The following is a 16,339-nucleotide window of genomic DNA, read 5'->3' on the forward strand; positions in this document are numbered from 1 at the left end:
CTTAACGCTCAAATCGCGGTCAGCGTCCCACGGTCAGTGGCGCAGCCCCTCGCCGCCGCCATCGGCCTGCGGCTTGGCAACCGCCGGCTCGACCGACTCGGGCTCCTTCCACTCGATGGGCTCCACTTCCCGCACCAGGGCGTGCTTCAGGACGTCGTCCACCGTGCTGACCGGGATGATTTCCAGGCCACGCTTCACGTTGTCCGGGATGTCGGCCAGATCCTTCTCGTTGTCCTTCGGAATCAGCACATGCTTCAGACCGCCGCGCAGGGCGGCCAGCAGCTTCTCCTTCAGACCGCCGATCGGCAGCACGCGCCCGCGCAGGGTGATCTCGCCGGTCATCGCCACATCCTTGCGGACCGCGATGCCGGTCAGCACCGACACGATCGAGGTGATCATCGCCACACCTGCCGACGGGCCGTCCTTGGGGGTGGCGCCTTCGGGAACGTGGACGTGGATGTCCCGCTTTTCAAAAAGCGTCGGCTTGATGCCGAAGGCAGTAGCGCGCGACTTGACGTAGCTTTCCGCCGCCTGCACCGACTCCTTCATCACGTCGCCCAGCTTGCCGGTGGTGGTCACCCGGCCCTTACCGGGCAGGCTGACCGCCTCGATGGACAGCAGCTCGCCGCCCACCTCAGTCCAGGCCAGACCGGTGGTGACGCCCACCAGATCCTCCAGCTCCGCCTCGCCGAAGTGGAAGCGGCGCACGCCGGCGTACTTGTCCAGGTTCCGGCGCGTGACCGTCACCTTGGCGCCGGCGGAGCCCTTCATCAGGATCTCCTTCACGGCCTTGCGGCAGAGGTTGGCGATCTCGCGCTCCAGGCTGCGAACGCCGGCTTCCCGCGTGTAGTAGCGGATCAGGTCGCGCAGCGCGTCGTCGGAGATCGAGAACTCACCCTTCTTCAGGCCGTTGGCCTCCACCTGCTTCTCGATCAGGTGGCGCTTGGAAATCTCGACCTTCTCGTCCTCGGTGTAGCCGGCGACGCGGATGATCTCCATACGGTCCAGCAGCGGCTGCGGCATGCGCATCGTGTTGGCCGTGCAGACGAACATCACGTCCGACAGGTCGTAATCGACCTCCAGGTAGTGGTCGTTGAAGGTGCCGTTCTGCTCCGGGTCGAGGACCTCCAGCAGGGCGGAGGACGGGTCGCCGCGCCAGTCGGCGCCGAGCTTGTCGATCTCGTCCAGCAGGAACAGCGGGTTGGACGACTTGGCCTTCTTCATGCCCTGGATGACCTTGCCGGGCATCGAGCCGATGTAGGTGCGCCGGTGGCCGCGGACCTCGGCCTCGTCCCGCACGCCGCCCAACGACATGCGCACGAAGTTGCGGCCCGTGGACTTGGCGATCGACTTGCCGAGCGAGGTCTTGCCGACGCCGGGCGGGCCGACGAGGCAGAGGATCGGACCCTTGACCTTGTTCATGCGGTTCTGGACCGCGAGATACTCGAGGATGCGCTCCTTGACCTTTTCCAGGCCGTAATGGTCGGCGTCGAGGATCTTCTGGGCGAGCTTCAGATCCTTCTTCACCTTGGTGCGCTTCTTCCACGGAATGGACAGCATCCAGTCCAGATAGTTGCGCACCACCGTGGCCTCGGCGGACATCGGGCTCATGGAGCGAAGCTTCTTCAGCTCGGCCAGGGCCTTGTCGCGGGCCTCCTTGGAGAAGCGGGTCTTGTTGATCTTCTCTTCCAGCTCGGCCGACTCGTCGCGGCCGTCCTCGGTCTCGCCGAGTTCCTTCTGGATCGCCTTGAGCTGTTCGTTCAGGTAGTACTCGCGCTGGGTCTTCTCCATCTGCCGCTTCACGCGGTTGCGGATGCGCTTCTCCACCTGCAGCACGCCGATCTCGCCCTCCATGAAGGCGTAGACCCGCTCCAGCCGCTCCGACACCGTGGCGCATTCGAGAAGCTGCTGCTTTTCCGGAATCTTCAGCGCCAGATGCGAGGCCACAGTGTCCGCCAGCTTGCCCGGCTCCTCGATCTGGTTGATCGAGACCAGCACCTCCGGCGGGATCTTCTTGTTCAGCTTGATGTACTGTTCGAATTGCGAGACGACCGCACGCCCCAGCGCCTCAAGCTCCTGGCTTTCCCCGACCTTCTCCTCGACGAGATCGGCGTGGGCCTGAAAGAAATCCTCGTTCTCGGCGAACTTGGTGATGGACGCGCGCTGGCCACCCTCCACCAGCACCTTCACCGTCCCGTCCGGCAGCTTCAGGAGCTGCAACACGGTCCCGACGGTGCCGACGCTGTAGATGTCGGCGGGTGTCGGATCGTCCTGCGCGGCGTTCTTCTGGGTGACGAGAAGGATCTGTTTGTCGTCCTTCATCACGTCTTCCAGGGCGCGCACGGATTTCTCGCGGCCGACGAAAAGAGGCACGATCATGTGGGGAAAAACCACGATGTCGCGGAGCGGCAGGACCGGATAGAGGGCACCACGGGGGATTTCGAACATTGATTGGGCCTCTTTCAATGGGACGCCGTCAGCCCGGGATGGGCCTGAGGAGAACCCCACCTCGTGGGGTGAGCGCGGGGAACGCGAACCGGCACTTTTTCTAACGTGGCACAGCCATAGCCCCCCTTCAAGGGCCAGAACCCCAATTCCGTATGGCGGTGCGGCATGGGAAAGCCGCCTCCATGCGGACCGATCCCGGGCCGGCGCCGAACGACGGAGGCGTCCCCGGCCCACCAAGCAAAAAGGGCGCCCTGAGGCGCCCCTTCTGCACTTTGGTCTTTCCGCTCCCGGGGACTTTCCGCTCCGGAATCTTCCCGTGCCGACCCCGAACCGCCTCAGGCGCCCGGTGCCTGCTGCTCCCCGCGGCGCTCCGCGTGGACATAGAGCGGCTTGGCGCGCCCTTCGACCACTTCCTTGTTTACCAGGATGCTCTCCACCCCGGTCAGGCCCGGAAGGTCGAACATCGGGTCGAGCAGGATCGACTCCATGATCGACCGCAGGCCACGCGCACCGGTCTTCCGCTGGATCGCCTTGTGGGCGATGTTGCGCAGGGCGTCGTCGGAGAACTCCAGACGGACGTCCTCCATCTCGAACAGGCGCTGGTACTGCTTGACCAGGGCGTTCTTCGGCTTGGTGAGGATCTCGACCAGGGCCGCCTCGTCGAGGTCCGCCAGCGTGGCGACCACCGGCAGACGGCCGATGAATTCCGGGATCAGGCCGAACTTCAGCAGATCCTCCGGCTCGACCTCGCGCAGGATGTCGCCCGTCGAACGTTCGTCGGGACCGCGCACGTCGGCGCCGAAGCCGATCGAGGTGCCCTTGCCGCGCTGCGCGATGATCTTGTCCAGCCCGGCGAAGGCGCCGCCGCAGATGAACAGGATGTTGCTGGTGTCGACCTGCAGGAACTCCTGCTGCGGATGCTTGCGGCCACCCTGCGGGGGCACGGAGGCGACGGTGCCCTCCATGATCTTCAGCAGGGCCTGCTGCACGCCCTCGCCCGACACGTCGCGGGTGATCGACGGGTTGTCGGACTTGCGGCTGATCTTGTCGACCTCGTCGATGTAGACGATGCCGCGCTGCGCCCGCTCGACGTTGTAGTCGGCGGCCTGGAGCAGCTTCAGGATGATGTTCTCGACATCCTCGCCGACATAGCCCGCCTCGGTCAGGGTCGTGGCGTCGGCCATGGTGAAGGGAACGTCGATGATCCGGGCGAGCGTCTGGGCGAGCAGCGTCTTGCCGCAGCCGGTCGGGCCGACCAGCAGGATGTTGGACTTCGCCAGTTCGACGTCGTTGTGCTTCGTGCCGTGCGCCAACCGCTTGTAATGGTTGTGCACCGCAACCGAAAGAACCCGCTTCGCGTGGTGCTGCCCGATCACGTAGTCGTCCAGCACCGCATGGATGTCACGCGGGGTCGGCACGCCGTCGCGGGACTTCACGAGGGTCGTCTTGTTCTCCTCGCGAATGATGTCCATGCACAGCTCGACGCATTCATCGCAGATGAACACCGTCGGACCGGCAATCAGCTTGCGGACCTCGTGCTGGCTCTTGCCGCAAAAGGAGCAGTAGAGCGTGTTCTTCGAATCGCCGCTGCTGGACTTGCTCATCGGTACTCCGTCATCTCGCGGGGGACTGATCCGTATAACCTGTCAACCGCCTGCGGCGTCCCCCGACGCCGGTCCTTTCAAAGGTTGTCCCAGGCAAGGCCCGCGACAAGGTTAACGCATCGACTCACTCATCCTTCGAACCCGATCCATCGGACCGGTTCCCCGTCATTCAACAACAGGGAACCGGCGCAATCAATCATTAGTTCGCGCGCACCCTCAGGCCGCGCCGCCATCGCCGACCGATCCGGGGCGCTTTTCCACCACCTCGTCGATCAGGCCGAACGCCTTCGCTTCCTCCGGCGACATGAACTTGTCGCGCTCCATGGCCGCCTCGATGGTGTCGAGCGTCTGGCCGGTGTGCTTGACGTAGATGTCGTTGAGGCGCGAGCGCAGCTTCAGGATTTCCTGGGCCTGGATCTCGATGTCCGACGCCTGGCCCTGCGCACCGCCCGACGGCTGATGGATCATGATCCGGCTGTTCGGCAGCGAGAAGCGCTTGCCCGGCGCACCGGCGGCGAGCAGCAGCGAGCCCATGGAGGCCGCCTGCCCCATGCACACCGTGGACACCTGCGGACGGATGTACTGCATGGTGTCGTAGATGGCGAGCCCGGCGGACACGTAGCCGCCCGGCGAATTGATGTACAGCGCGATGTCCTTGCTCGGGTTTTCCGATTCCAGGAACAGCAACTGCGAGCAGATCAGGCTGGCAACGGCGTCGTTCACGCCGCCGATCAGAAAGATGATCCGTTCCTTCAGCAGGCGCGAGTAAATATCGTACGCTCGTTCGCCCCGGTTGGTCTGCTCGATGACCATCGGGACCAGAGCATTCATCTTCGGTTCGAAGTCGTACATGTTGGTTTTCCCTGCCCCCGCAGCTCGGTTCGTCGTCTGAGCAGCTTACATATAGGAATGGAAAGGGGCGACCGGTAGGCCGCCCCTCAACCTTTCTGACGATCAGGCCGCCTCGGCCTCCTCGTCGGGGTCCTTCATCAGCTCCTCGGCGGACACCGGCTTCTCGCTCACCTTGGCCTGATCCAGGATGTAGTCGACGACCTTGTCCTCGAAGATCGGAGCGCGGAGGTTTTCCAGCGCTTCCCGGTTCTGCTTGAAGAACTCGAACACCTGACGCTCCTGGCCGGGGAAGCGGCGGGCTTCCGCGATCAGGGCGCGGTTGATCTCGTCCTGGGTCACCTGGATGTCGTTGCGGCGGCCGATCTCCGACAGCAGCAGGCCCAGGCGCACGCGGCGCTCGGCGATGCCGCGGTACTCGGCCTTCAGCTCCTCTTCCGGCTTTCCGGCGTCCTCACCGGCGGTGCCGTTCTTCAGCTCCTGCTGAAGGCGCTGCCAGATGCCCTCGAACTCGACGTCCACCATGCCCGGCGGAACCTCGAAGGAGTGGGCCTCGGCCAGCTTGTCGAGAAGCTGGCGCTTCACGCGCAGGCGCGACACGTTGGCGTATTCGCTCTTGATGCGGTCGCCGACGGCCTCGCGCAGCTTCTCCAGGCTCTCCATGCCGAACTCCTTGGCGAGGTCGTCGTTGACCTCGGCCGGGACGTGCTTGCGGAGTTCCTTGACGTCCACCTCGAACACGGTGTCCGCGCCCTTCAGGCGGTCGTGCGGGTAGTCCGCCGGGAAGGTGACCTTCACGGTGCGGTGCTCGCCGGCCTTGGCGCCGACCAGCTGGTCCTCGAAGCCCGGAACGAACTGGTTGGCGCCCAGCTCCAGCGGATAGTCCTTGCCGTCCATGCCCGGCAGGGCCTCGCCATCGACGGAACCGGCGAAATCGATCACGGCGATGTCGCCCTTCTCGGCAGCGCGGTCCTCGGTGACCGGGGCCTGCACGGAGTGGGCCGACGCCAGACGGGCCAGAGCCTCGTCGACGGCGGTCTCCTCGACCGTGGCGACCGGCTTCTCAAGCTCCAGGCCGGCGAGGTCGCCCGGCTCGATTTCCGGCAGCAGCTCCACGCCCATGGTGTAGGACAGGTCGCCGCCGTCCTCGTACTTCTCGACGTTGATCTTCGGCTGCATGGCGATGCGCAGGCCGCGCTCGCTCAGCGCCTGGCGCGAGCTGTCGGCGATCGCATCCTCCAGAGCCTCGGCCAGCACGCTGCCGCCGTAGCGCTGCTTGATCACGGCAACCGGCACCTTGCCCGGACGGAAGCCGGGGAGCTGCACCGTCCGGCGCAGCTCTTCGAGCCGGCCCTGCACCTTCTGTTCGATATCCTGGGCGGAAATGACGACCTTGTACTCGCGCTTCAGGCCGTCGGCGCTGGTCTCGGTGATGTTCATCGGAACGAAAGCCTATCTCGTTGTCCGGCCCGGCGGCGCCCGTCCGGGCGGCCCGAGACCGTGTGTTCCCATGCGGTCCAAGCTGTTGCCATGGTGCGGGCGAAGGGACTCGAACCCCCACGACCGAAGTCACCGGAACCTAAATCCGGCGCGTCTACCAGTTCCGCCACGCCCGCAATGGCATAGACAGCCCGCGACGGGTGCGGAACACCCGGCGGACTGCCAGCGAACCCGCTCTATAGCACAGGGTTCGCGCCGCAAACAGGCAAAATGGGCACCCTTCCCCACGCCATCCGGAGGAGGCGAGGCGCCTCATGCGCCGCCCTTGCCCAGTGACCGGATCGAGGACGAGGCGTTGACCTTCCCCTCCCCCGTGTAGGCTTCGTGGTTGGCGTCGATTTCGCCCAGCTTGTAGCGGTAGTTGATCATCATGCCGCAGGACTGGCGCAGCCCCTTGGGCGAGCGGTCGCCCAGCCAGTTCAGCCGGTCCATGCGGGCGCCGTTGCTGAGGTGGAAATGGGCCACCGGGTCGAGCGCACGCGCCGGCGCCGCGCCGGCCCGCTCGCTGCGGCGATCCGACGCGCGGACCGCGGTCAGATAGTGCGCGCACAGCCGCATCAGCGGGCCGCGGAGCTGCTTCTGAAGCTCCTCCCGCGTCTGCCAGGAGGGCAGCGCCAGGGCCGTCGCCAGCACCGGGCGTTCCCCCGCCTCGCCGTCCGCATCCGATTCGCCGTCATCCGGGTGGGCGGCCGGGTGGGCGGCCATGGCCTCGGCGATGCGCTCCGCCTCCGGCGGGCTGAGCAGCGAGTCGCCCCGCTCGGCCAGCTCCCGGTCCAGCCAGCGGCGGAAACCGGGGATCGGCGACAGTGTGGCGAAGCACTTGATGTTGGGGAACTCCCCGGCCAGCCCGTCGACCACCCGCTTGATCAGGAAGTTGCCAAAGCTGATGCCGGCCAGCCCGACCTGGGCGTTGGAGATGGAATAGAAGATGGCACTGTCGGCGCTCTTCGGATCGCAGACCGGGGCGGAGGGGTCGAGCAGCGCCTGCACGTTGTCCGACATGCCCTGGACCAGCGCGACCTCAACGAAGATCAGCGGCTCGTTCGGCATGCGCGGGTGGAAGAAGGCGAAGCAGCGGCGGTCGGAATCGAGCCGGTCCTTCAGGTCCTGCCAGCCGCTGATTTCGTGCACCGCCTCGTATTTGATGAGCTTTTCCAGGAGCGAGGCCGGGCTGTCCCAGGTGATGCGGTGCATCTCCAGGAAGCCGACGTCGAACCAGTTGCGCAGCAGGCTCTTGAGGTCGTCCTCCAGCGCCTGGAGCAGCGGTTCGCCGCGCGCCATCTCCATCAGCTCGGCGCGCAGATCCACCAGGAACTTCACCCCTTCCGGCAGGGCGTTGAACTGGGTCAGCAGCCGCAGCCGCGGCGGTTCCAGAGCCCGGCGCAGGGCGCGCTCGGCATGGCCGCGCGCCACCGGGTCGCTGGCCGCCTGGAAGGTCGCCATGGCCTGATCGACGGCGGCGCGGTCCACGTCGAAGTCGCGCGCCAGCATCATCAGGAAATTGCGCCGCCCCTGCCCGTCCAGCGCCAGATAGGTGCGGCCGAGCTGCGCCGCCCGCGCCCGCGCCGACACCTCGCCGCCACGGCCTTCCAGGCAGGCTTCGATCTGCTCCTTCAGACGGTCGGCGTCCTCCTTGGGCAGGGAGGCGCGGGGCGCGGCGCCGACCACCCCGCGGGCGGAGGCGGCGATCTCGCGCCAGCGCGCGCGCAGCGTGTCCAGCGTGCGGTCGAGCAGGCCCGGCGGCTGGGCCGCGTTCGCGGCGGAGGGCGGGGCTGGCTCGGTGGTGTCGATCGGGGGCGTCTCGCTCATAGGCCAGAGTCTGGCGTGCGGGGTCGCGCTCGGCAAGCCATAGCTTGAGCCCAACCCCAAGGGGATGGCCCCCTGTCCGCCCGGACATACGCCGCAAGGGGCGGAGTCAGCGCTGGCCCGCCTTCAGCCGCTTCAGCACCCCCGGCAAGGCATCCGGCAAATCCTCGGCGATCAGACCCGGCCCAATCGCGGTGGCCGCCTCGCCATGCAGCCAGACCGCGGCACAGGCGGCGTCGAAAACATCCATTCCCTGAGCGATCAGCCCGAGCGCCACGCCCGCCAGCACGTCCCCCGACCCGGCGGTCGCCAGATCCGGCGGTGCGTTGGCGTTGATGACGGCGCGCCCGTCCGGCGCCGCGACCACCGTGTCGGCGCCTTTCAGAAGCACGACGGCGCCGCAGCGCGCCGCGGCGGCGCGGGCGCGCGTCAGTTTGCCGCCGTCCGGCACTGCGATCTCCGGGAAAATCCGCGCGAACTCGCCCTCGTGCGGGGTCAGCAGGCAGCGTCCGTTCAGGCGGTCGAGCAGGTCGGCGGGCGACTCGGCGAAGCTGGTCAGCGCGTCGGCGTCCAGCACGCAAGCCTTTCCGGCCTCCAGCGCGGCCAGAACGCGCGCCCGCGTCTCCGCGCCCACGCCCGCCCCGGGGCCCAGCAGCACCGCGTTCTTGCGCGGGTCGGCCAGCAGGGCCGAGAAGGCGGCGGCATCGGCCACATCCGTCACGATCAGGCTCGGCGAACCGGCGGCGTAGATGGGCACCGCGTCCGGCGGGCAGGCCACCGTCACCAGCCCCGCCCCGGCCCGCAGGGCGCCCCGCGCCGACAGGCGCGCCGCTCCGGTCATCCGCGCGCCGCCCAGCACCACTGCGTGCCCCCGCGCGTATTTATGCGCGTCGAGCCGCGGCCACGGATAACGGCGGCGCCACAGTTCGGGGCCGTTCACCAGCGTTCGAGGCGAAACGCTGTCCAGCACCGTGTCGGGAATGCCGATGTCGGCGACCACCACCTCGCCGCACAGGGCACGTCCCGGCAGCAGCAGATGGCCGGGCTTCCGGCGGAAGAAAGTGACGGTCAGCGCCGCCATGGGGGCCACCCCCATCACCTGGCCGCTGTCACCGTGCACCCCGCTCGGCACGTCCACCGCGACGACGGTGCGCCCCTCCATCGCCTCGACCACCTCTCTCGCCATGCCGTCGAGCGGGCGGGCGAGCCCGGCCCCGAACAGCGCGTCGATGACCAGCGGGTTGCCCTCCAGCAGCCAGGGGTCGGCGGCCTCCACCGGCCCGGTCCAGCGCCCCGCCGCCACCGCCGCGTCGCCGCGCAGGGCGGAACGCGACCCGAACAGGGCCAGCCGCACCGGCCAGCCCGCTTCCAAAAGAAGCCGCGCAATGACGAACCCGTCGCCACCGTTGTTGCCCGGCCCGCACAGGACGACGGTCGGGTGCGGCGCCCAGCGCTCGCACACCGCGCGCACCACCGCGGCGCCCGCCGCTTCCATCAGCACAGGCCCCGGCACCCCGCCCGCGATGGTCAGCGCGTCGGCCCGGTACATTTCCGCAATGGAAAGAAGTTCGTCCATTTCTTCCACCTGCCGCAGTCCCACATCACCGTCCATCGGCACAATAAGCGCCGCGGTGACCGCCGCAAAGCCGGGCGCATGGGAAATGGCACGGGAATTGGAAAGGAGGAATGGGGCGATGGATGGGACTCGAACCCACGACCGCTCGGACCACAACCGAGAGCTCTACCAACTGAGCTACCACCGCCACCGAAAGACGGAATGTTCCGTCTGCAAAACCCCTGACCACCGGATCGGACGATGCAACGCCAGCGGGTACAGCCGACGAAAGACGGGCATCTGCCGATGAGGGGGACTGGGGCGATGGATGGGACTCGAACCCACGACCACTCGGACCACAACCGAGGGCTCTACCAACTGAGCTACCATCGCCGCAGCGGGGCCGCCTATTTGCCCCAAGGGACGGGTCGGGTCAAGCCCTATTTTCCCGATCCGGAAAAAGCTCGTCTACCGCTTCCGAAGGGGCGGGCTGCGCGGATTGCTTGCAGGTTATGCACAAATATTGTTCACTTCGCCGCATCCGTTGGCAGTCGCATGCCGCCCCCGGTGGCATCGGCCCGATGCGGCCCGGCATCCCACGCAGCCGGGCCGCAACCGGTCCGCTTGGCACGCAACGTGCTTTACATCGGAATGTCGGCAGAGCCGTGGACGGTGCCTGCCGGCGTTGGCACCTCGTACACGAGAGACCCATGAAGAAGATCGAAGCCATCATTAAGCCGTTCAAACTCGACGAAGTGAAGGAAGCCCTTCACGAGGTCGGCATCAAGGGCATCACCGTCACCGAGGCCAAGGGCTTCGGCCGTCAGAAGGGGCACACCGAGCTGTACCGCGGCGCGGAGTATGTGGTCGACTTCCTGCCGAAGGTGAAGATCGAGGTGGTGATGGAGGACTCCCTGGTGGAGCGGGCGATCGAGGCGATCCAGCAGGCCGCCCACACCGGCCGCATCGGCGACGGCAAGATCTTCGTCACCCCCGTGGAAGAAGTGGTCCGCATCCGGACCGGCGAGAAGGGAGGCGACGCGATCTGATCGCGTCCCGGAAACCCGACCACCGGCCAACATGAACCAGCCCCGCCCACAACCGACGCAGACCGACTCGCCGCGCGTGGAACGATCCGTGCGTGTACGCCCCTCCGGGCGCGACTTTTTGTGCTGCCACGTTGTGTGCTCGGGAAAGGCATGACATAACGTCCGCCGCGAGCGCCGTCACCCGCCCCCCGGTCGGTTTGACGCAGCGGGACCCAAACCTCTTAAGCGTGGAAAAAGAGATATGTCCGACATCAGCAAGGTCTTCGACCTGATCAAGGAACACGACGTCAAGTACGTGGACCTCCGCTTCACCGACCCGCGCGGCAAGCTGCACCACACCGCTCAGCACGTCTCGACCATCGACGAGGACGTGTTCGAAGACGGCATCATGTTCGACGGTTCCTCGATCGCCGGCTGGAAGGCGATCAACGAGTCGGACATGATCCTCCAGCTCGACCCGACCACCGCCGTGATGGACCCGTTCTCGGCCCAGCCGACGCTGAACATCCTCTGCGACGTGTACGAGCCGTCGACCGGCCAGCCCTACGCCCGCTGCCCGCGCGGCATCGCGAAGGCCGCCGAGAAGTACATGGCGTCGGCCGGCATCGGCGACACCGCCTACTTCGGTCCGGAAGCCGAGTTCTTCGTCTTCGACGACGTGAAGTTCAAGGTCGAGATGAACAAGGTGTCCTACGAGTTCGACTCGGAGGAAGGCCCGTACACCTCGGACAAGGACTATGAGGACGGCAACCTGGGTCACCGTCCGGGCGTCAAGGGCGGCTACTTCCCGGTCGCTCCGGTCGACAGCGGTTCGGACCTGCGCGCCGAGATGCTGAGCGTCCTCGCCGAGATGGGCGTGCCGGTCGAGAAGCACCACCACGAGGTGGCCGCCTCGCAGCACGAGCTGGGCATCAAGTTCGACACGCTGGTCCGCACCGGCGACAACATGCAGTACTACAAGTACGTCGTGCACAACGTCGCCCACGCCTACGGCAAGACCGCGACCTTCATGCCGAAGCCCGTCTTCGGCGACAACGGCTCGGGCATGCACATGCACCAGTCGATCTGGAAGGAAGGCCAGCCGCTGTTCGCCGGCAACCAGTACGCCGACCTGTCGGAGCTGGCGCTGTACTACATCGGCGGCATCATCAAGCACGCCAAGGCGCTGAACGCCTTCACCAACCCGACGACCAACTCCTACAAGCGTCTGGTCCCGGGCTACGAGGCTCCGGTTCTGCTGGCCTACTCGGCCCGCAACCGTTCGGCTTCCTGCCGCATCCCGTACGTCGCCTCGCCGAAGGGCAAGCGCGTCGAGGTCCGCTTCCCGGATCCGTCGGCCAACCCGTACCTGGCCTTCGCCGCCCTGCTGATGGCCGGTCTGGACGGCATCCAGAACAAGATCCATCCGGGCGACGCGATGGACAAGAACCTGTACGACCTGCCGGCCGAAGAGCTGGCCAAGGTTCCGACGGTTTGCGGCTCGCTGCGCGAAGCCCTGGACAGCCTGAAGGCCGACAGCGCCTTCCTGCAGAAGGGCGACGTGTTCACCAAGGACATGATCGAGTCCTACATCGATCTGCGCACCGAGGAGCTGCTGGCCTTCGAGACCATGCCGCACCCGATCGAGTACAAGATGTACTACTCGGTCTGATCCATCGGTTACCGGTCCGCCGGATCACGGTGTCTGCCCTGCCCTCGCGGCGCGGCGGCCACCGCCGGAGGGCCGAAGCGTGGAGCAGAATACGAAAAGGCCCACCGGCGGCAGCGTCGGTGGGCCTTTTCTTGTCCAGGTTTCTAAAAATGCCTCAGGCGGTTCCGCCGTAACGCCGCCCCGCCTCGATGGTCAGGCCGGTGCCGACCGAGCCGAAGATGTTGCCCTCCACCACGCGGGCACCGGGCAGTTCGGCCAGGATGGCCGCCCGCACCTGTGGCAGCAGGGTGGAGCCGCCCGTCAGGAACACCGCGTCGATCTCCGCCGCCGGGGTGCCGGCCTCCGCCAGACAGGCGCGCACCCGCCCGCCGATGCGGCCCGCCAGGATCGCCGTCGCCCCGTTCAGCTCGTCCACCGACACCGGGCGCGTCATGCCGCCGCCGCCCCAATCCAGAAGCAGCCCGGCCTCCGGCCCGTCGGACAGGGCGATCTTGGTGCGCTCCACCGCCATGGCGAGTGCGTGGCCCAGCCGGTGCTCGACCACGCCGATCAGCCGCTCGATGCGGTCCGGCGTGGCGGAATCGCGCAGAAGACGTTCCAGGTCGCCCATCGCCTTGGCGGTGTAGAGGAAGTTGATCTTCGACCAGGTCGCCAGATCGAGGAACAGGTGCTTCGGGGCCAGCAGGCCGGGGCGCTTCATGGCGCTGCCGTGGCCCAGCAGCGGCATCGCCGTCGCCAGGGACAGGTCGCGGTCGAAGTCGGTGCCGCCGACGCGGATGCCGTCGTTGGCCAGGATGTCCGCGCTGCGGTCGGCCCGCCCGCGCCGCTCCGGCCCGATGCGGACGATGGAGAAGTCCGAGGTGCCGCCGCCGATGTCGGCGATCAGGGCCAGTTCCTCCCGGTCCACCTGCTGTTCATAATCGAGCGCGGCGGCGATGGGTTCGTACTGAAAGGAGATGCCGCGGAAACCGACGGAGCGGGCAATCTCCCCCAGCGTCTCTTCCGCGGCGGCGTCGCCGGCCGGGTCGCCGTCCACGAAATGCACCGGGCGTCCCAGCACCACGTCGGTCACCTCGCCGCCCAGCGCCGTTTCCGCCCGCTCCTTCACCGCGGCCAGGAAGGTGGCGATGACCGCGCGGAAGGTGATGCGCCCCTTGCGCAGAGCCGTGTCGGCGTCGATCAGGTCGGTGCCCAGCATCGACTTGATGGAGCGCATCAGGCGTCCTTCGACGCCCGACGCATAGGCGTCGATGGCTGCCTGCCCGACCGCCACGGCATCGGCCTCGAAATCGAAGAAGACCGCGCTGGGCAGGGTGGTCCGCGCACCGTCCAGCGGCAACAGGGCATAGCCGCCCGCACCCGTCCCCGCCGTCCCCTCTGACGCCGTCCGCACTCCGAGCGTCGTGTTGGACGTGCCGAAATCGAGGCCGCAAGCCGTCATGGGAACCCCCGCCGTGTTGGAAGGGGCGAGGCTATACAGGGGCCGGGCTTGCGGATCAAGACGCGCGACGGGACGGCCCGCGCTTGTCCTCCTTATTCCGCTGGCTTATTCCGCCGGCCTATTCCGCAGGAAGGCTGCGGGTCGCCACGAGGTGATTCAGCGTGATGGTCATCACCGCCTCGCCATGCTGGTTCAGTGTGGTGTAGGCCAGCCGGACGGTGCCGCGGTCGCCCCGGCGGGAGGGGATGGTCTCCACCACCTCCACCCGGACGCGCAGCGTGTCGCCGGGACGCACCGGGCGCAGCCAGCGCAACTCGTCGCCGCCCGAACCGCCCAGGCTGGTGCCGGTGATGGCCCCGGTGTCGCGGAACAGGCGGAAGGTCAGGGACAGGGTATGGAAGCCGCTGGCGATCAGCCCGCCGAACGGCCCCTCCGCCGCGGCCACCGCATCGATGTGGAAAGGCTGCGGGTCGAAGCGCTGGGCGAAATCCATGATCTGGCTGTCGGTGACCGTCGCCCCTTCGGTCTCGATCACGTCGCCGATGCGGAAATCCTCGAAACAACGCCCCGCCATGCCCGCGTCCTTCCCCGTCCCGTTTGTTCCTTGCGGAAACCCGCGCGGCTAAATGTAGATGGCGCCGTCCATATAGAGAACCGCTTTCCCGGCGATCTTCACGCGGTCGCCCGCCAGTTCGCAGGTCAGCGCGCCGCCGCGGGCGGAAACCTGCCGGGCCTTCAGCCGTTCCTTGCCGAGGCGCCACGCCCAATAGGGGATCAGCGTGCAGTGGGCGGAACCGGTCACCGGGTCTTCCGGAATGCCCTGGGCCGGGGCGAAGAAGCGGGACACGAAATCCACCCCGCCGCCGCCCGGCGCCGTCACGATGACCGCGAAGTAATCCTCCAGCTTGGCCAGAGCGGCCATGTCGGGCGTCAGACCGCGGACCGCCGCCTCGTCGTCATAGACGACGACCAGATCGCGGGCCTTCAGCACCGCCACGGGCGGCGGCCCGCCCAGCGCGTCGAGCAGGCCGGGGGGCGGCGCCTCCAGCACGTCCGGCGGGCGGCTGGGGAAATCCAGCGTGTAGAGGTCGCCGCTGCGGGTGACGCTGAGGGTTCCGGCCTTGCGGGTGGTGAAGTCGATGCGGGGGCAGCCCCATTCCAGCATCGTCGCGATGACAAAGGCGGAGGCCAGGGTGGCATGGCCGCACAGATCGACCTCCACCGCCGGGGTGAACCAGCGCAGCTCGTAGCCGTCGCCCCGGCGGACGACGAAGGCGGTTTCCGGCAGGAAGTTCTCCGCCGCGATGGCCTGGAGCGTCGCGTCGGGAAGCCAGTCCTCCAGCGGCACGACCGCCGCCGGGTTGCCCGCGAACACCGCGTCCGCGAAGGCATCGACCTGATAGATGGGAAGGCGCAACAGAGCCCCCTTAGGGTTTTTCGGTAAACAGGAATGCCTGGGCGTGCCGCTCCATCCCCGCCGCCTCGTAGAAGGTGACCGCCTTGGGCGCGGACAGGAGAAGGCAGGTCACGCCCTCCCCCACCGCAGCGCGGGTGCGGCGCATCAGCTCCTTCCCGACGCCGCGCCCCTGAAAGGCGCGGTCGACGGCGAGGTCGGACAGGTAGCAGCAGAAGGCGAAATCGGTGATGGAGCGGGCGACGCCGATCAGCGCCCCGTCCGCGCCGCGGGCGGTGACGATCAGGCCGGCGTTGCGCAGCATGGCCTCCACCCGCGGGCGGTCCGCCACGGGCCGGCGTTCGGCCAGCCCGGAGCGGTAAAGCACGTCGATGAAGGCGTCGGCGGTCAGATCGGGTTCGACCGCGTAGAGGATGTCAACGGCGCTCATTGGCTCAACCCTGCCAGAAGGGCTTGCGGACTTCGGCATCCACATCGGCGCGGGAAACGCCGATGTCCTTCAGCAGATGGTCGTCCAGCCGCATCAGCGCCTGCCTCTGCCGCCACCGCTCGTAACCGTTCAGGCCGAGTTCCAGCACGAACCACACGGGGCGGATGCCGACGGCGAAGGCGCGCGCGATGACCTTGAGGACGGCCGTGAACGAGGACGATCCGGACGGGCGGGTCGCTTCTGTGGTGCGCATGGTGAACCTCCTTCGTCAAACATTCGGCCCCGAACAATCGAGACAATGGCGATTATGTCGGTGCAATCGGCCCGGTCAATGTCGTTATTGTCACCATTACATTTCCGATATCGGATGTATCCCGCGCGCCACACCCACTGGTTACAGATCCTTCGGACAGGTCCCGTCCGCGGGCGCAGCGCCGTGCAGGCATGAAAAAGGCCGGCCGCGGGAAGCGGCCGGCCCTTGAAGGCGCTTGTCGGTGTCCGCGTTACTCGCGGTCGCCCATGAGCTGCATGAGCATCTGGAAGAGGTTGATGAAGTTGAGGTAGAGGGAGAGGGCGCCCATGACGGCGAGCT

Annotated in this window: 13 protein-coding genes and 3 tRNA genes; 2 read left to right on the plus strand and 14 right to left on the minus strand. The window is 67.3% G+C overall.

The window, feature by feature from the left end; translation table 11 throughout:
• Positions 1-33: 33 nt before the first annotated feature.
• From lon to QSG27_RS01845, 9 genes are all read right to left on the minus strand, one after another.
• Positions 34-2,448, minus strand: a complete 2,415-nt coding sequence (lon, locus tag QSG27_RS01805; protein WP_306703444.1) for an endopeptidase La — start codon at positions 2,446-2,448, stop codon at positions 34-36.
• Between the two features lie 335 nt (positions 2,449-2,783).
• Positions 2,784-4,052 (minus strand): ATP-dependent Clp protease ATP-binding subunit ClpX, encoded by a 1,269-nt coding sequence (gene clpX, locus QSG27_RS01810; RefSeq protein ID WP_306703445.1) that lies wholly within the window; start codon positions 4,050-4,052, stop codon positions 2,784-2,786.
• Between the two features lie 216 nt (positions 4,053-4,268).
• Complete coding sequence (clpP, locus tag QSG27_RS01815; RefSeq protein WP_306703446.1) at positions 4,269-4,904, minus strand: ATP-dependent Clp endopeptidase proteolytic subunit ClpP; 636 nt, start codon at positions 4,902-4,904, stop codon at positions 4,269-4,271.
• A gap of 102 nt (positions 4,905-5,006) precedes the next feature.
• Complete coding sequence (gene tig / locus QSG27_RS01820) at positions 5,007-6,341, minus strand: trigger factor (RefSeq protein ID WP_306703447.1); 1,335 nt, start codon at positions 6,339-6,341, stop codon at positions 5,007-5,009.
• Positions 6,342-6,432: 91 nt separating this feature from the next.
• Positions 6,433-6,517 (minus strand) — tRNA-Leu (locus tag QSG27_RS01825).
• Between the two features lie 136 nt (positions 6,518-6,653).
• On the minus strand, positions 6,654-8,210 hold the full coding sequence (locus QSG27_RS01830; RefSeq protein ID WP_306703448.1) for a malonyl-CoA decarboxylase: 1,557 nt from the start codon (positions 8,208-8,210) through the stop codon (positions 6,654-6,656).
• 106 nt (positions 8,211-8,316) lie between these two features.
• Positions 8,317-9,783, minus strand: coding sequence for an NAD(P)H-hydrate dehydratase (locus tag QSG27_RS01835; protein WP_306703449.1), 1,467 nt, complete (start codon positions 9,781-9,783; stop codon positions 8,317-8,319).
• Positions 9,784-9,894: 111 nt separating this feature from the next.
• Positions 9,895-9,970, minus strand: a tRNA-His gene (locus QSG27_RS01840).
• Between the two features lie 109 nt (positions 9,971-10,079).
• Positions 10,080-10,155, minus strand: a tRNA-His gene (locus tag QSG27_RS01845).
• 317 nt (positions 10,156-10,472) lie between these two features.
• Between QSG27_RS01845 and QSG27_RS01850 the strand changes: the two genes are divergently transcribed.
• Positions 10,473-10,811 (plus strand): P-II family nitrogen regulator, encoded by a 339-nt coding sequence (locus QSG27_RS01850; protein WP_014240107.1) that lies wholly within the window; start codon positions 10,473-10,475, stop codon positions 10,809-10,811.
• Between the two features lie 241 nt (positions 10,812-11,052).
• Positions 11,053-12,462 (plus strand): type I glutamate--ammonia ligase, encoded by a 1,410-nt coding sequence (gene glnA, locus QSG27_RS01855; protein ID WP_149166428.1) that lies wholly within the window; start codon positions 11,053-11,055, stop codon positions 12,460-12,462.
• Positions 12,463-12,616: 154 nt separating this feature from the next.
• On the opposite strand, the gene QSG27_RS01860 is transcribed toward glnA, so the two are convergent.
• The 5 genes from QSG27_RS01860 to QSG27_RS01880 form a co-directional block, all read right to left on the minus strand.
• On the minus strand, positions 12,617-13,903 hold the full coding sequence (locus QSG27_RS01860; protein WP_306703450.1) for an Hsp70 family protein: 1,287 nt from the start codon (positions 13,901-13,903) through the stop codon (positions 12,617-12,619).
• 118 nt (positions 13,904-14,021) lie between these two features.
• Positions 14,022-14,477: a MaoC family dehydratase gene (locus tag QSG27_RS01865; RefSeq protein WP_306703451.1), complete on the minus strand. Its 456-nt coding sequence runs from the start codon at positions 14,475-14,477 to the stop codon at positions 14,022-14,024.
• 48 nt (positions 14,478-14,525) lie between these two features.
• Entirely contained in the window at positions 14,526-15,320 is a 795-nt protein-coding gene (locus QSG27_RS01870; protein WP_306703452.1) for a PhzF family phenazine biosynthesis protein, read from the minus strand.
• Between the two features lie 10 nt (positions 15,321-15,330).
• Positions 15,331-15,747 carry a GNAT family N-acetyltransferase gene (locus QSG27_RS01875; RefSeq protein ID WP_306703453.1) on the minus strand — a complete coding sequence of 139 codons (417 nt, stop codon included), beginning with the start codon at positions 15,745-15,747 and terminating at the stop codon, positions 15,331-15,333.
• Between the two features lie 4 nt (positions 15,748-15,751).
• Positions 15,752-16,000 carry a DUF1127 domain-containing protein gene (locus tag QSG27_RS01880; RefSeq protein ID WP_306703454.1) on the minus strand — a complete coding sequence of 83 codons (249 nt, stop codon included), beginning with the start codon at positions 15,998-16,000 and terminating at the stop codon, positions 15,752-15,754.
• Between the last annotated feature and the right edge of the window lie 339 nt (positions 16,001-16,339).

The organism is Azospirillum isscasi (assembly GCF_030849505.1).
GTDB lineage: Bacteria > Pseudomonadota > Alphaproteobacteria > Azospirillales > Azospirillaceae > Azospirillum > Azospirillum isscasi.

Coding starts and splice junctions, on each gene's coding strand:
- QSG27_RS01865 (WP_306703451.1), bottom strand. CDS start 14,477: ATGGCGGGGCGTTGTTTCGAGGATTTCCGCATCGGCGACGTGATCGAG.
- clpX (WP_306703445.1), bottom strand. CDS start 4,052: ATGAGCAAGTCCAGCAGCGGCGATTCGAAGAACACGCTCTACTGCTCC.
- QSG27_RS01850 (WP_014240107.1), top strand. CDS start 10,473: ATGAAGAAGATCGAAGCCATCATTAAGCCGTTCAAACTCGACGAAGTG.
- QSG27_RS01875 (WP_306703453.1), bottom strand. CDS start 15,747: ATGAGCGCCGTTGACATCCTCTACGCGGTCGAACCCGATCTGACCGCC.
- clpP (WP_306703446.1), bottom strand. CDS start 4,904: ATGTACGACTTCGAACCGAAGATGAATGCTCTGGTCCCGATGGTCATC.
- QSG27_RS01835 (WP_306703449.1), bottom strand. CDS start 9,783: ATGGACGAACTTCTTTCCATTGCGGAAATGTACCGGGCCGACGCGCTG.
- tig (WP_306703447.1), bottom strand. CDS start 6,341: ATGAACATCACCGAGACCAGCGCCGACGGCCTGAAGCGCGAGTACAAG.
- QSG27_RS01830 (WP_306703448.1), bottom strand. CDS start 8,210: ATGAGCGAGACGCCCCCGATCGACACCACCGAGCCAGCCCCGCCCTCC.
- QSG27_RS01860 (WP_306703450.1), bottom strand. CDS start 13,903: ATGACGGCTTGCGGCCTCGATTTCGGCACGTCCAACACGACGCTCGGA.
- QSG27_RS01880 (WP_306703454.1), bottom strand. CDS start 16,000: ATGCGCACCACAGAAGCGACCCGCCCGTCCGGATCGTCCTCGTTCACG.
- lon (WP_306703444.1), bottom strand. CDS start 2,448: ATGTTCGAAATCCCCCGTGGTGCCCTCTATCCGGTCCTGCCGCTCCGC.
- glnA (WP_149166428.1), top strand. CDS start 11,053: ATGTCCGACATCAGCAAGGTCTTCGACCTGATCAAGGAACACGACGTC.